Consider the following 15,329-nt stretch of genomic DNA (forward strand, 5'->3'; position numbering starts at 1 on the left):
TCCGGCTCTATTTTAAGCTTTAAGCGTCCAACATGATGCGGTCAGGATCTTCGATGCATTCTTTGACTCGCACCAAGAAGGTCACGGCTTCACGACCATCAACGATGCGATGATCATAGGACAGCGCCAAATACATCATCGGGCGGGCTTCGATGGACCCGTCAGGCATGACCATGGGACGCATCTGAATTTTGTGCATGCCCAAGATGCCCGACTGCGGTGGGTTCAAGATGGGCGTCGACAACAAGGAGCCAAAAATCCCGCCGTTGGTGATGGTGAAGGTCCCACCGGACATTTCATCCATGGTCAAGCGACCTTCCCGCGCGCGCCGACCGAAGTCGTTGATGGATTGTTCAATTTGGGCAAAACCCAAAGAGTCGCAATCGCGCACCACCGGAACCACCAAACCGTTTTCCGTACCCACGGCAACGCCGATGTCGTAGTGGTTTTTGAAGATGATGTCGCCGTCGTTGATTTCCGCATTCACGGCAGGCAGTTCCCTGAGCGCCGTCACCACCGCTTTGGTGAAGAACGACATGAAGCCCAACTTGACGCCGTGCTTTTTCTCAAAGCCGTCTTTAAAGCGCTTGCGCAAATCCATGACGTTGGTCATGTCCACTTCGTTAAAGGTGGTGAGCATGGCGGCGGTGTTTTGCGCTTCTTTCAGACGTTCGGCAATGCGCTTGCGCAAACGGGTCATGGGCACGCGTTCTTCCCGCGGGCCAATGGGACGCGGCGGATATTGCGCGGCGGTCGGAGCCGTCGCCGCTGATGCCTTAGGAGCAGCTGCAGGAGCGGATGCGGATGCGGATGCGGGAGCGGGCGTAGCGGCTTTGTTTTCCAGATGCGCCAGAACGTCACCCTTCACGATGCGCCCGTCTTTACCGGAGCCGACGATGGTGCTGGCGTCGAGATGATTTTCATCGATGAGTTTTTTCACAGCGGGCGACAGCGCGTCTTCTGCACTCACCGCAGGTGCAGCCGCGGCAGCGGGGGCCGGTGCGGCGGCCGCAGAAGGAGCAGAGGCCGCAACAGCTTTATCATCAATGGTCCCCAACACGGCACCGACACCAACGTCCTGGCCATCCTCAAAAGCGATGGCTTTGAGCACGCCCGCCGCAGGGGATGGAACTTCCACCGTCACTTTGTCGGTTTCAAGTTCGACAATGGGCTCATCCAGATCAACGGCATCACCCGGTTGCTTGAACCACTTTGCCACGGTCGCCTCAGAAACCGATTCCCCCAGAACTGGTACTTTAATTTCGACAGTCATTTTAGACCTCTCGCTTTCGTTTGACCCCTCCCGGGGTTATCCATTTTGTTTAATAGTGGGGACGTTGATGCGGCTGCACCAGTTTATTCATGTCGCCTTCTAGGGCTTGGTCCACGATCCACTTTTGCTGTTCGACGTGATGGCGGTTCAACCCCGTTGCCGGGCTGGCGGCCCCGCGACGTCCGACATAATTCACGGTCAAGATTTTGTTGTTGAGATCACGCACAATGGTTTCGAGGCGCTGCGCGACAAACGTCCAGGCCCCCATGTTGGCGGGTTCTTCCTGGCACCAAATCACTTCAGCGTTGGGATAACGACCCAGCTGTTGCATCAAGCCCTGCCACGGGAACGGATAGAGTTGTTCCACCCGTACGATGGCGACGTCTTTGATTTCGCGGCGACGGCGTTCTTCCAAAAGATCGTAGTAAACCTTGCCCGAACACAAAACCACGCGGCGAATTTTTTTGTCCAAAACCAAACGATCGTGTTCCGGTAACACCCGATGGAAACAGGTACCCGGTCCCATCTCGCCCAAGTTGGACACCACCAACTTGTGACGGAGCAGTGATTTCGGGGACATGACGATCAACGGCTTGCGCAAGTTGCGGCGCAATTGACGGCGCATCACATGGAAAAACTGCGCCGGGGTGGTGACGTTCACAACCTGCCAATTGTCCTCGGCACACGATTGCAAATAGCGCTCCAACCGTGCCGATGAATGTTCCGGCCCTTGACCTTCATAACCATGGGGCAGCAACATCACCAAGCCCGACATGCGCAGCCACTTGGTTTCGCCACTGGAAACGAACTGATCGATGATCACCTGCGCGCCGTTGGCAAAATCACCAAACTGCGCTTCCCAAATGGTCAGGCAATGGGGATCTGACAGGGAGTGTCCATATTCAAAGCCCAACACACCCGCCTCAGAAAGCGGACTGTCGATCACTTCGTAGTGCGCCTGATCGCCGGGGCGGATGTTGTTCAGCGGAATGTAGCGTTCTTCGGTTTCCTGATCGACCAACACCGAATGGCGATGAGAGAACGTGCCGCGCCCGGAATCTTGACCCGACAAACGCACCCCGTGTCCTTGCACCAAAAGCGTGCCATACGCCAGCGCTTCCGCGGTTGCCCAATCGACCCCTTCTTGAGATTCGATCATGGTTCGTTTGGCCGCAAATTGGCGCAAAATTTTGGTGTTGGTGTGAAACAAGGCGGGCGGTTCTGAAATGGCGAAGCCCACTTCGCGCAGCAATTCCATATCGCACGAGGTATCGTCTTCGCGCATTTCTTCTGCGCCTTGCAGATAGAACAAACCGGCCCACTGGCCTTCCAGCCAGTCGGCCTTGTTGGCCTTGTAGCCTTCGGCCAAAGCGCGTTCTTTGTCCAGATGGGCCGAGAACGCGGCAACCATTTTATCGCTCTCGACCTCGGTCAACACACCTTGTTCGTTCAGCTTGCGAGCATAAATTTCGCGGGTGGTCGGGTGAGTGGCGATGGTCTTGTACATGATCGGGTTGGTGAACATCGGTTCATCACCCTCGTTATGACCATGACGGCGATAACAGAACATGTCGATGATGACGTCCTTGTGAAATTCTTGACGGAATTCCATGGCGATACGTGCGATGTGCACCACCGCTTCCGGGTCGTCGCCGTTGACGTGGAAAATCGGCGCCTGAATCATCTTCGCCACATCGGAAGGATACGGCGAAGAGCGCGAATACGACGGGTGGGTCGTAAAGCCGATTTGGTTGTTGATGATGATGTGAATGGTGCCGCCGGTCTGATAGCCGCGCAACTGCGACATATCCAACGTTTCCGGAACCAGGCCTTGGCCCGCAAAGGCGGCATCGCCGTGCAGCAACAAGCCCATCACCTGTTCGCGCTTTTCGTCGCCGATTTGACGTTGTTTGGCGCGCACTTTGCCCAACACCACCGGGTTGACGCATTCCAAGTGCGACGGGTTGGCCGTCAACGACAAATGGATTGATTGCTCATCAAACACACGGTCCGCCGAAGCGCCCAGGTGATACTTCACGTCGCCGGAAATTTCGAGCTCTTCGGGAATTGCCGAAACGCCCAGGAACTCTGCGAAAATGGCCATATAGGGTTTGCGCATAACCGAGGCCAGCACGTTTAAGCGACCCCGGTGCGCCATGCCCAGAACCACGGATTTAACACCCATCTGGCCGCCGCGTTTGAGAATCTGTTCAATGGCGGGAACCACGCTTTCGCCGCCATCCAGGCCGAAACGCTTGGTGCCTTTGAATTTGACGTCGAGGTATTTTTCAAACCCTTCCGATTCCACCAGACGTTCCAAAATGGCGCGCTTGCCCTTGATGGTGAAATCCGTCTGATTGCGAATGCCTTCGATGCGACGCTGAATCCAGGCTTTTTCATCCGGTTCCTGAATGTGCATGAACTCCACACCGATGGAACCGCAATATGTGGTTTTGAGAATCTGCAAGATTTCGCGCAAGGTCGCGGTTTCAAGACCCAGCACGTTGTCGATGAAGATCGGCCGATCAATGTCTGCGTCCGAAAAACCATAAGTGCGGTAATCAAGCTCCGGGTGCTGCTTGCGACCCTCCAGACCCAGCGGATCGAAATTGGCGATCAGGTGACCACGCACCCGGTAGGTGCGGATCAACATCAAGGCGCGAATGGTGTCCTTGGTCGCGGCGCGAATGACATCGGCACTGGGACGCACCGTACCGGCGGTGACATGACCGAGGTTCGGGCCTTCAACAGCGACGGCGTCTGAGGGACTGTCGACTTCCATCATACCGCCATGGCCGAATTTTCCGACCACACCGGAACTTGACGGCGCCCAAGACGCGCCCCGCAAATCGATGAGAATTTCACGTTCTTCATCGTCCATGGAACCAAAATATTTGGCCCACGACGGCTCAACCTGAGAAGGGCTTTCGGTATAACGAGCATAAAGCTCGGCAACGTATAGCGCGTTTGCGCCAGATAGGAATGTATCTGCTGTTTGTGCCATGGGTCCCTTACAAGTCGTCCGCGCCCATTGCCCGGATCAACCTGCCCTCTGTGTCTATCCCCCTCATTAACCCGAACCCGGCCCGCTCTCGCGGGCCGGACGGTGAATGCGCTTTAGCCCTTCAGGACTTCAAGCATGGTCTTGCCGAGTGTTGCCGGTGAAGAGGCCACGGTGATGCCCGCGCTCTTCATCGCCTCGATCTTGTCGCCCGCGGTCCCCTTACCGCCGGAAATGATCGCACCCGCATGGCCCATGCGACGTCCCGGCGGTGCCGTGACGCCGGCAATAAAGCCAACAACTGGTTTTTTAATTTTTGAGGCCTTCAAAAATGCAGCGGCTTCTTCTTCGGCTGTGCCACCGATTTCGCCGATCATGATGATGCATTCGGTTTCATCGTCAGCCAAGAACATGTCCAGGCAATCGATGAAGTTGGTGCCGTTGACCGGATCACCGCCGATACCGATACACGTCGTCTGGCCCAAGCCCGCATGGGTGGTCTGCGCCACCGCTTCATACGTCAATGTGCCCGAACGCGATACGATTCCGACTTTACCCCGGGTGTGGATGTGGCCCGGCATAATGCCGATTTTGCATTCGCCGGGCGTGATCACGCCCGGACAATTGGGGCCGACCAAACGGGTTTTGGACCCCGCGAGCGCGCGTTTGACTTTAACCATGTCGAGCACGGGAATACCTTCGGTGATACACACCGCCAATTCAATTTCCGCGTCGATGGCTTCCAAGATGGCGTCCGCCGCAAAGGGCGGGGGCACATAGATGACGGTGGCATTGGCCCCGGTGCGTTCAACCGCATCGGCGACGGTGTCAAACACCGGCAAGTCCAGGTGCGTCGTGCCACCCTTGCCCGGCGTCACGCCGCCGACCATTTGGGTGCCATACGCAATGGCCTGTTCGGAGTGGAACGTCCCCTGCGCGCCGGTGAAGCCCTGACAGATGACCTTAGTGTGTTTACCTACGAGTACGGACATCTTACGCGGCCTCCTTCACGGCTTTGACGATCTTTTCAGCGGCATCGCCCAGATCATCGGCAGAGACGATGGGAAGTCCCGAATCAGCCAAAATTTTCTTACCCAATTCGACGTTGGTGCCTTCCAGACGGACCACCAACGGCACGTTGAGGCTGACCTCGCGGGCTGCGGCAACCACGCCCTCGGCGATCACGTCGCAACGCATAATGCCGCCGAAGATGTTGACCAAGATGCCTTCGACATTGGCGTCTGACAGGATCAACTTAAACGCCGTGGTGACGCGCTCTTTGGTCGCCCCACCGCCAACGTCCAGGAAGTTGGCAGGATCACCACCAAACAATTTGATGATGTCCATGGTCGCCATGGCCAGACCCGCACCGTTCACCATGCAGCCGATATTGCCGTCTAACTTGATGTAGTTCAGATCGTGGCGTGCGGCTTCCAGTTCGGCGGGATCTTCTTCGTCTTCGTCGCGCAACTCAGCCACATCTTTTTGACGGAACAAAGCGTTGTCGTCGAAATTCATTTTGGCATCCAGCGCCATCACAGCGCCTTCGCCCGTCACCACCAACGGATTGATTTCCATCATCGAAGCATCAAGTGCATTGAAGGCCGCGTACATGCCCAGCATCAACTTCACCGCTGCGCCGACTTGCTTGCCTTCAAGACCCAGACCAAACGCCACCCGACGGGCGTGGAACGGCAACATGCCGGTGGCCGGGTCGATGGTGATGGTGAGGATTTTTTCCGGCGTTTTGGCGGCGACTTCTTCGATGTCCATACCGCCTTCGGTCGACGCCATGATGGTGATGCGCGAGGTGGCGCGGTCAATCAGATAGCTGATATAGAGTTCGCGCTGAATGTCGCAGCCCTCTTCGATATAAACGCGTTTAACTTCTTTGCCTTGGGGCCCGGTTTGATGGGTCACCAACTGCATCCCCAACATGGCGTTGGCGGTGTCGCGGACGTCCTCAACGGACTTCACAACTTTTACGCCGCCACCTTTGCCGCGACCGCCGGCATGAATTTGTGCTTTGACAACCCAAACCGGACCGCCCAATTCTTTGGCCACAGCTTCGGCCTCGGGCGCGGTGTAAGCCACCTTGCCCTTCGGCACGGCAACGCCATACTTGGCGAGCAGCTGCTTGGCTTGATACTCATGAATGTTCATCTGACTGTATCCTCTCAGGGGGCATAGAAGCGCCCCCTGCCCTGATGAGATTTATTAGGCCTGTGTCGGTGTGGTCGTGGGTGTCGGCGTCGCGACAGCCGCTGCTTTTTTCACGGCAGCTTTTCTCGCCGGAGCTTTTTTAGCAGGTGCCTTCTTAGCCGGAGCCTTTTTGGCCGCTGCTCTTTTAGCCGGAGCTTTTTTCGCAGGTGCTGCGGCGGCAGCTTGCAGCTTTTTGATGGTGTCGACCAAGCCGAACACAGCCTTCACGGACTTGTTGAAAAGGGCTTTTTCTTCGCGATCAAGCTTGATTTCAACGATCCGCTCCACGCCCTTCGCCCCGATCACGACCGGAACGCCGACGTACATGTTCTTCACGCCGTATTCGCCTTTAAGGAACGCCGCGCACGGCAGCACGGCTTTTTTGTCTTTCAAGTAAGCTTCGGCCATTTTGATGCCCGCAGCGGCCGGTGCATAATAAGCCGAGCCGGTTTTCAGCAAGCCGACGATTTCGGCACCGCCATCACGGGTGCGCTGTACGATCTCGTCGATTTTGGCCTTGGTAGTCCATTTCATGTCGATCAAATCGGTCACGGGAATGCCGCCGACAGTGGAATAGCGAGGCAACGGCACCATGCTGTCGCCATGACCGCCCAGAACAAACGCGGTCACGTCTTCGACGGACACGCCGAATTCTTCAGCCAGGAACAAACGCATGCGCGCACCGTCCAAAACACCGGCCATACCGACGACCATGTGCGGCGGCAAACCGGAAGCTTCGCGCAGCGCCCAAACCATCGCATCGAGCGGATTGGTGATGCAGATCACAAAAGCTTTCGGTGCATATTTTTTGATGCCTTCGCCAACCTGCTTCATGACACCGACGTTGATGGACAACAAATCATCACGGCTCATGCCCGGCTTGCGCGCGATGCCTGCGGTGACGATAACCACGTCTGCACCCTTGATACCGGCGTAGCTTTTGGTGCCTTTGAGGTTGGAGTTGAAGCCTTCGATGGGGCCGGACTGGGCGATGTCGAGCGACTTGCCCTGGGGCACACCGTCCATGATGTCGAACATGACGATGTCGCCCAAGTCTTTGACTGCCGCCAAGTGTGCAAGGGTGCCGCCAATATTGCCTGCACCGATCAATGCGATTTTACTGCGTGCCATAATATTTCCCTGTCCTTTATCTTCGAAAGTGTCGCGTTAGCGTCAACGTTAAGTGTGCCTGTAACTGTGTCAGTGTGTTCATATAGGCTGATTTCCCAGCCCCAGCGCTTCATGTTGCGCTGCACAAAAATCTTCTGGTTTCGTAGCGCGAATTCTTGCCCGGGGCAAGACCAAAACTGCCCAAAGGGGTGGGATTCTTGTTCTAACCCCTTTTTGCTGCATTTCTCGCGTCGTTTGGGGCATCATCCGCCGCGTTTTTCGTGCCCTAGTTCCATGTAAGACTCCGATTGCATTTCCACAAGTCGCGATGCCGTGCGTTCAAATTCAAATGACCCTTCCCCGGCCACGTACAGGTCCATCGGACCGACGGCGGCGGAACAAATGAGCTTCACGTGCCCTTCGTACATGGCGTCGATCAGCGTTACAAAACGATGCGCCATGTCTTTGTTATCGGGTCCCATCTGGGGGATGGAAGGAATAATCAAGGTGTGAAAACGCCGCGCCAGTTCCAGGTAATCCGCAGGCCCCAGTGGTCGTCCGCAGATATCGGCAAACTGCACCATGGCCACACCTTGGGCCGCCTTGGGCACGGCGACGTCGCGGCCTTGCACGGGAATGGTGGCCGCATGCGGTCGCGCCCCGTGAGTCAAGGTGACAAACGCTTCTTCCAACTTGGCACGAGCCTCCCCATCGTCGGGAAACAGGTACACGTTTAATTGGCGCATATGCTCCAGGCGGTAATCCAGTTTGCCGTCGAGTTGCAACAGATCCATTTTTTCTTCAACCAGATCGATAAACGGCAAAAACGCTTCGCGCTGCAATCCGTTTTTATACAAATCGCACGGCGGACGATTGGACGTCGTCACCACCACCACGCCCTTTTCAAACAGAACCTTAAACAGGCGGCTGAGGATCATAGCATCGGCGATGTCGGTGACTTGAAATTCGTCAAAGCACAACAGCGCCGCTTCCGCCGCAATTTGTTCGGCGACGGGGGGGATCGGATCAGCTTCGCGGCCTTTGAATTTTCGATACTCATTCAAGCGAATGTGCACTTGCTGCATGAACGCGTGAAAGTGCACGCGGCGTTTGCGTTTGACCGGAGCGTCGTCAAAAAACATATCCATCAGCATGGATTTGCCGCGCCCCACACCGCCATAAAAATAGAGACCTTGAGGCGGATTTTCGCGGCGACGTTCCAGACCGAAACGCTCTTTCCAGCCCACCGGGCCGGAGCGGGGTTCGTATTCCATAAGGGCCTTGTGAAGGCTTTGCAGTTTTTCCACGGCCAGCGCCTGCGCCGGGTCGTGCTTCAATTCGCCCGCCGCAATACGAGCGCGATATTCGTTCAGTGGTCCTGTGGGCGCAGGAAGCGCGCCCTCGGAAACGGGTCCATCAACTGAGGACATGGGAGGTCTCAAGCCTTAATTTGGCGTCTGTGCCTTATCAGGGTAAGAATTTGCCAGCCCTTTGTAAATAACTGTTTTTTTGTACTTTATGACTGCGCGAGAATGCCCCCTTGCCCCCAGACAAGGAGCCGGGCAAACTGGCTGTTCATACACCATCGAATGAAAGAAGCGCCCTCATGATTGGCGAAAGTTTATTGGAACACGAGCCCGTCATTCGACTCGGCGCGTTCTTTTCCATCTTCGCCATCATGGCGCTTTGGGAAATCGTCCAACCGCGCCGTGCGTTAAGTGTGTCCAAAAAACTACGTTGGACTTCCAACTTGGGGATTGTTGTTCTCAACACCGTCATCGCGCGACTGGTGCTGCCCATGGCCCCGGTGGCGTTTGCTTATGTGGCTCTGGAGCGCAGTTGGGGCGTGTTCAACTTGGTAGCCTGGAACGGCTGGGTGGAGCTGGTGGCGGCTGTGGTGTTGCTGGATTTTTTCATCTGGCTTCAGCATGTCATGGTCCACGCCATTCCGTTGTTTTGGCGCTTGCACCGCATGCACCACGCCGATCTCGATTACGACGTTACCACCGGGGCGCGTTTTCACCCCATCGAAATTTTGCTGTCTTTGGCCATTAAATTCGCCGTCATCGCCCTGTTGGGGGCAAGCCCCGTTTCCGTGCTGATTTTTGAAGTGGTGCTCAACGCCACCGCCATGTTCAATCATTCCAATGTTAAATTGCCGCTGGGTTTGGACGCGGTGCTGCGTTTGTTGGTGGTGACGCCGGATATGCACCGGGTGCATCACAGCGCCATTGCGCGCGAATGCAATTCAAACTTCGGCTTTAACTTGCCCTGGTGGGACCGCCTGTTTGGCACCTACATGGCCCAGCCCCAAGACGGCCACGTCGGTATGACCATCGGCTTGGACGTGTTTCGTGAAGAACGAGACGAGCGCTTGGATCAAATGCTGATCCAACCGCTGCGGGACGCCCAAGGCCAATACGCCATCAATCGCCGCGATTGGGATTGACCATGGTTGAAAGCTTGAAAGCCGGGCGCGTCACCGAAACCCATACCTTTGAAGTCGTGCACATCGGCCTCGACATGACCTTTCACCACCCCAAGGGCCGTGACCTGCGCCTGGCTCCCGACGTGGTTGAAGCGTTTGAGACGGAACGCGAAAATGCCGAAATCTTCATTCAAAACGCATCCGGCACGGGCTTTTCCACCGAAGAGCTGCTAAGCTGGTTTTTGCTCCAAAGCGGCACCACACTGGCCGAACAATTGCCCAAGGCGGCCCTGGAAAAAGGCGAAGGCCACGTCTTCGTCACCTTTCCCATCCGCTTTGAAAAAGGCACCTTTCACATGCTCACCGAAGAAGGTCCGCAAGATTTGTCGGCGCTGAAGCTGATGTCTAAAATCACCGTGCACAAGCGCACGCCGTCTCCCCTGTAAGGAACCACCCCCATGCCCCAGACATCTGAGCGCGAAGATCACCGCAGCCCCGCAGAGATTCATAAGGCGCAGCGCATGATGGTGTTCATCTTTGGTTTTGCGACCTTGATTCCGGCCCTTTGGATGACCCTCATCGGGTGGTCAGGGCTCACCAGTTCCGCCGCCGCGCCCACCAGCGGCAGCGCCGAATTTACCAGCTTCGTCGTCTATTGGGGTTTGGCCGCCCCGGGGGTGTGGTTGACGGCCAACGTTATCGCACTCAGACGAATCCAGGCGGGCAACGGTGAAAGCGCTCGGCATTTTCCCTTGATTCCGGCGTTTTGGGCCATCATATGGTTTGCCAGCCAAGTCGCGGGCTGAACCTCACACATTTCCCCCTCACGCAGAAGTGATGTGCATCCACGGCTTTCAATTGTGCGGGTGCAATTCATGCCTTTATTTATACGTTTTACCGCTGTATAACTCTCCCCCTCCCCAACTTTGCATCTTAGGATGATCATGCGCCATTATCTTCATATCGATTTAAAAACCCAAACTGTCCGTAAAGAAGAACAGAACGGTGAGGTCCTTGCGCGCGCCGGTCGCTACCTGATTGCAAAGTCTCTTCTGGAAAGTGGTGTGGCGACGGTTGATCCGCTGTCTGCCGACAACCCCTTGATTTTTTCCGCCGGTGTGTTCGCCGGAACCAACTTTTCCAACGCCAACCGCATCAGCGTCGGCTGCAAAAGCCCGCTGACGGGAGGCATCAAAGAAGCCAACGCCGGCGGCACCTTTGCCTTTGCCTTGGGCCAGTTGGAATTGTCCGGCCTCACGTTGCATGGCAACAGCGACACCTGGGTGATTATTCGCATCCCCAAGGAAGGTGAAATCACCTTTGAAGATGCATCGCCTTATTTGGGCAAAGGCAACGCCGAAGCGGCGCACATGCTCCATGAAACCTACGGCGATAAAACTTCCATTGCGCTGTGCGGCCCGGTTGGCGAATACGGCGGCCTGATCGCAGGCGTTTCTTTTTCCGACACCGACAACCGTCCGTCGCGTCTGGCCGCGCGTGGTGGCGTTGGCGCGGTGATGGGCACCAAGAAGGTCAAGGCGATTGTCATCGACAAACACAAAATGCCAACCTTCCACGACCGTAAAAAGGTGATGGGTGCGGTGCGCGCTTATGGCGACAAACTGGCCGAAGATCCCAAAGCGCAAGCGCTGCACAAATTCGGCACGGCGATGGCGGCGGATGTGATGAACCACATCGGCGCAATCCCCGTAAACAACTTTTCCATTGGCCGCGCAACCCCCACTGATAGCACCTATTTTGCCATGGGCGGCGATGCCCTATTGGAACAAAATGCGGCGCGCGGTGGCGATCATTCTCATGCGTGCATGCCCGGTTGCCAGATCAAATGTTCCAACGTCTATGTGGATAAAGACGGCAAAGAAGTGGTCTCGCCGGTGGAATACGAAACCATCGGCGTTATGGGCACCAACTGCGGTCTTAAGGACCCGGACGATCTGGCGGATCTCAATTTCGACGCCAACGATTTAGGCATCGACACCATCGAAGCGGGGGCCCTGCTGGCCGTCTTGATGGAAGCGGGTGACGCTGAATTTGGCGACGTCGCTTTCATGAAAAAGGCCATGAACGATATGCGTTTGGGCAACGAGCGGGGCCGTGAATTGGCCCAAGGCGTGGCCCGGGTTGGCAAAGCGCGCGGCCTCAAACGATTGCCCGTGATCAAAAAACAAGCGCTCAGCGCCTATGACCCGCGGGTCACCGAAGTCACCGCCATCTCCATGATGACCACGGCCCAAGGTGCCGATCACACGGTGGGCAACTTCCCCACCTTTAACAGCACCAATGTTTCGGTCGCCGATTTGGTCAAGGAAAGCTTCGAGCTGCAAGTCCTGTGCGCCACCAACGACAGCCTCGGCATGTGCCTGTTTGGCCGTTCTGTGACCAACACCCACCAGGAAATGATGATCGACGCCATCAACGATGCGCTCGGCACGGATTTGGATGTGGGCTTTTATGCGCGCCTCGGCTTTGAAACCTTGCAGTTGGAACACCGGTTCAACATCGAAGCCGGATTTGAACAAAACGACGACGCCCTGCCCATGTTCTTCAACGACGAACCCCTGCCCCCCACCAACAAAACATCGCGCCTCATGGCCGCCGATGTCACCCCGGTGATGCATAAGCTTTTGGCGGGCTAAATCTGCCCCGTCCCAAAACAAAAAAGGCCGCCAGTTTTGCTGGCGGCCTTTTTTCTGTGATGCTGAACTTGTTTAACGGCGCTTCAACAACAACTGCTTGATTTCCGCAATGGCCTTGCCCGGATTCAAATGTTTGGGACACGTGTTGGTGCAGTTCATGATGGTGTGGCAGCGATACAGTCGGAACGGATCGTCGACGTTGTCGAGCCGTTCGCCCTTGGCTTCATCGCGGGAATCCGCGATCCACCGATAAGCCTGCAACAAAATGGCTGGACCTAAGTAGCGATCACCGTTCCACCAATAGCTGGGGCAGCTGGTTTGGCAGCAGAAACACAAGATGCATTCCCACATACCATCGAGCTGCTTGCGCTCTTCCGGACTTTGCAGGCGTTCGCCGGTGGGGGCCGGGGTATCCGATTTCAGCCATGGCTCAATCGACGCATACTGCGCATAAGGCACCGAAAGGTCGGGCACCAAATCCTTAATCACCGGCATGTGCGGCAACGGATAGATTTTGACATCGCCGCGGATGTCTTTGATGGGCTTGGTACACGCCAGCGTGTTGGTGCCGTCGATGTTGAACGCACACGATCCACACACACCTTCACGGCATGACCTGCGGAAGGTGAAGGTGCTGTCGATCTCGTTCTTGATCTTGAGCATCGCGTCCAGGACCATCGGTCCACACGTCGCCAAATCGATCTCATAGGTATCGAGGCGTGGGTTTTCCCCGCTGTCGGGATCAAAGCGATAGACCTTGAACCGTTTGATGTCCTTGGCACCTTCAAGAGCCTTAAACAGTTTACCGCGCATCACTTTCGAATTGGCGGGAAGATTAAATTCAACCATGTCTCTTTCCTCCGCCTAATAAACGCGCGCTTTGGGGACGATGTACTCGACCTCATCGGTTAAGGTCCAGGTGTGAACCGGGCGATAATCCAACTTCACGGATTTATCTTCGCCCAGCCACGCGACGGTGTGTTTCATCCAGTCATCGTCGTTGCGATCGGGGAAATCGTCGCGGGCGTGTGCGCCGCGGCTTTCTTCCCGGTTCAACGCCGAATGCACGGTGGCTTGGGCGCAGGCGAGAAGATTTTCCAGCTCCAACGCTTCGACCAAGTCCGAGTTCCAAATCATGGAACGATCCGTGATGGCGATTTCATCCAAACCGTTGACGATATCGTCAATCTTCTTTTTGCCGTCCGCCAAAATCGTTGCATCGCGGAACACCGCAGCACCACGTTGCATGGACCGCTGCATGTCATCGCGAATTTGCGCCGTCGGCAAGGCGCCTGAGGCATGGCGCATCTTGTCGAAACGCGCCAGCGCTTTGTCGGCGCTGTCTTTGGCGAGACCTTTTTGTTCCGCTCCGGCTTTCAAAATCTCGGCAGCCCGAAGCGCCGCCGCGCGGCCGAACACAACGATGTCCAGCAACGAGTTGGTACCCAAACGGTTGGCCCCGTGCACAGACACGCATGCCGCTTCGCCAATGGCCATCAGCCCCGGACACACCGCGTCGGGGTCCGCCTCAGTGGGACGCAAGACTTCGCCATGAATGTTGGTGGGAATGCCACCCATGTTGTAGTGCACGGTGGGAATGACCGGGATCGGATCGCGGGTCACGTCGACGCCGGCAAACACCTTGGCACTTTCGGAAATGCCCGGCAGCCGTTCCGCCAGCATATCCGCGCCCAAATGTTCCAGGTGCAACATGATGTGATCTTGATCCCCGCCGACGCCCCGGCCTTCGAGAATTTCCACCGTCATGGCGCGCGACACAACGTCACGCGACGCCAGATCCTTCGCCGATGGGGCGTAGCGTTCCATAAAGCGTTCACCGTTGGCGTTGGTCAAATAGCCGCCTTCGCCGCGTGCCCCTTCGGTGATCAGCACGCCCGCACCGTAAATGCCGGTGGGGTGGAACTGCACAAACTCCATATCCTGGAGCGGCAAACCCGCCCGCGCCACCATACCATGACCGTCACCCGTACAGGTGTGGGCCGAGGTGCACGAGAACCAGGCCCGGCCATAACCTCCAGATGCCAAAACAGTCGTCTGGGCGCGAAAGCGATGGATGGAGCCGTCTTCCAAGTTCCAAGCGATCACGCCGCGGCACACACCTTCTTCGTCCATGATCAAATCAAGGGCGATGAACTCCACAAAAAATTCCGCATCGTGTTTGAGGCTTTGCTGATAAAGCGTGTGCAAGATGGCGTGGCCGGTGCGATCCGCAGCGGCACAGGCGCGCGGCACAGGGGCTTCGCCCATATTTTTCATATGCCCGCCAAACGGACGCTGATAAATCTTGCCTTCTTCGGTGCGCGTGAACGGAACACCGAAGTGCTCCAGTTCATGCACGGCGGGAACCGCATTGCGACACATGTATTCGATGGCGTCTTGATCACCGAGCCAGTCGGAACCCTTGACGGTGTCGTACATGTGCCATTGCCAGCTGTCTTCGTCCATATTGCCCAACGCGGCGCCGATGCCGCCTTGGGCCGCCACGGTGTGACTGCGGGTGGGAAACACTTTGGTGATACACGCGGTTTTAAGGCCCGCCTTGGTCATGCCGAAGGTGGCGCGCAAACCTGCGCCGCCAGCGCCGACGACCACGCAGTCATAGGTGTGATCTGTAATGGGATAGGCTTCAGTCATAAT

General features: G+C 56.5%; 11 protein-coding genes and 1 pseudogene. 4 read left to right on the forward strand and 8 right to left on the reverse strand.

The annotated features are described in order from the left end of the window. Positions 1–19 precede the first annotated feature (19 nt). From odhB to zapE, 6 genes and pseudogenes are all read right to left on the reverse strand, one after another. Positions 20–1,273: a 2-oxoglutarate dehydrogenase complex dihydrolipoyllysine-residue succinyltransferase gene (odhB, locus tag BEN30_RS01740; protein ID WP_069956622.1), complete on the reverse strand. Its 1,254-nt coding sequence runs from the start codon at positions 1,271–1,273 to the stop codon at positions 20–22. A 49-nt stretch (positions 1,274–1,322) separates the two neighbouring features. Then, positions 1,323–4,277: a 2-oxoglutarate dehydrogenase E1 component gene (locus BEN30_RS01745; protein WP_069956623.1), complete on the reverse strand. Its 2,955-nt coding sequence runs from the start codon at positions 4,275–4,277 to the stop codon at positions 1,323–1,325. 113 nt (positions 4,278–4,390) lie between these two features. Beyond that, complete coding sequence (gene sucD / locus BEN30_RS01750) at positions 4,391–5,266, reverse strand: succinate--CoA ligase subunit alpha (RefSeq protein ID WP_069956624.1); 876 nt, start codon at positions 5,264–5,266, stop codon at positions 4,391–4,393. Between the two features lies 1 nt (position 5,267). Beyond that, positions 5,268–6,437, reverse strand: coding sequence for an ADP-forming succinate--CoA ligase subunit beta (gene sucC / locus BEN30_RS01755; RefSeq protein WP_069956625.1), 1,170 nt, complete (start codon positions 6,435–6,437; stop codon positions 5,268–5,270). 225 nt (positions 6,438–6,662) lie between these two features. Next, positions 6,663–7,607 (reverse strand): annotated as a pseudogene (mdh, locus tag BEN30_RS01760) (malate dehydrogenase); the annotation flags it as partial. 242 nt (positions 7,608–7,849) lie between these two features. After that, on the reverse strand, positions 7,850–9,016 hold the full coding sequence (zapE, locus tag BEN30_RS01765) for a cell division protein ZapE (protein WP_069956626.1): 1,167 nt from the start codon (positions 9,014–9,016) through the stop codon (positions 7,850–7,852). 176 nt (positions 9,017–9,192) lie between these two features. On the opposite strand from zapE, the gene BEN30_RS01770 reads away from it, so the two are divergent. The 4 genes from BEN30_RS01770 (at position 9,193) to BEN30_RS01785 (ending at position 12,671) form a co-directional block, all read left to right on the forward strand. Further along, the gene (locus tag BEN30_RS01770; RefSeq protein WP_084004906.1) at positions 9,193–10,035 is read left to right on the forward strand and encodes a sterol desaturase family protein; all 843 of its coding nucleotides are present in this window, start codon (positions 9,193–9,195) and stop codon (positions 10,033–10,035) included. A 2-nt stretch (positions 10,036–10,037) separates the two neighbouring features. Further along, complete coding sequence (locus BEN30_RS01775; protein WP_069956627.1) at positions 10,038–10,460, forward strand: hypothetical protein; 423 nt, start codon at positions 10,038–10,040, stop codon at positions 10,458–10,460. Between the two features lie 12 nt (positions 10,461–10,472). Beyond that, entirely contained in the window at positions 10,473–10,820 is a 348-nt protein-coding gene (locus BEN30_RS01780; protein ID WP_069956628.1) for a hypothetical protein, read from the forward strand. Positions 10,821–10,958: 138 nt separating this feature from the next. Next, entirely contained in the window at positions 10,959–12,671 is a 1,713-nt protein-coding gene (locus BEN30_RS01785; protein WP_069956813.1) for an aldehyde ferredoxin oxidoreductase C-terminal domain-containing protein, read from the forward strand. 72 nt (positions 12,672–12,743) lie between these two features. Here BEN30_RS01785 and BEN30_RS01790 read toward each other — a convergent pair whose 3' ends face one another. Beyond that, positions 12,744–13,520, reverse strand: a complete 777-nt coding sequence (locus BEN30_RS01790) for a succinate dehydrogenase iron-sulfur subunit (RefSeq protein WP_069956629.1) — start codon at positions 13,518–13,520, stop codon at positions 12,744–12,746. 15 nt (positions 13,521–13,535) lie between these two features. Beyond that, complete coding sequence (gene sdhA / locus BEN30_RS01795) at positions 13,536–15,326, reverse strand: succinate dehydrogenase flavoprotein subunit (protein WP_069956630.1); 1,791 nt, start codon at positions 15,324–15,326, stop codon at positions 13,536–13,538. Positions 15,327–15,329 lie beyond the last annotated feature (3 nt).

This window comes from Magnetovibrio blakemorei (genome assembly GCF_001746755.1).
Taxonomy (GTDB): Bacteria; Pseudomonadota; Alphaproteobacteria; order Rhodospirillales; family Magnetovibrionaceae; genus Magnetovibrio; species Magnetovibrio blakemorei.